The sequence below is a fragment of the Lyngbya sp. CCY1209 genome (assembly GCF_055795065.1).
In genome coordinates this window covers 1-444 of record NZ_JAYFER010000367.1, presented here as the reverse complement: position 1 = coordinate 444, position 444 = coordinate 1, and the positions used below count along the sequence as shown (strand labels likewise).

The 444-nt window shown below is 45.7% G+C and carries 1 protein-coding gene; it reads left to right on the top strand.

What is annotated here, in order from left to right; genetic code table 11:
* A partial coding sequence (locus AC0QHF_RS10560; RefSeq protein WP_324704168.1) for a group II intron maturase-specific domain-containing protein occupies nt 1–444 on the top strand: 444 nt, incomplete at both ends.

Here is a 444-nt window from a genome sequence, read left to right as displayed (position 1 = left end):
CAATCAAAGCCCACATTGAAAAGGTAAAAGAGGTGATTAAAAATCACAAAACTGCACCTCAAGCCGCCCTGATTAAAAGACTCAACCCCATCATCACTGGATGGGCAAGGTATTACTCGGGGGTAGTCTCTAAGGAGATTTTCAATAAGCTAGATAACATACTCTGGCAACAACTGCGGGCATGGATAGTATCACGATGCGGAAACGCCGAATACAAAACGCTCAGAAAATACTACCGAACAGGAATGGCAAAACTGAGCAACGGGGATGAAAGGAAGGATAAGTGGATATTCCAAACCAAGGATGGTCTACGACTCCAAAAACACTCCTGGACTCCCATTGTATACCACACGCTGGTCAGACCGAACGCATCGACGTATGACGGAAACTGGGTCTATTGGGCAACAAGGAGAGGGAAATCACCAGAAATCTCAAACCGAGAAG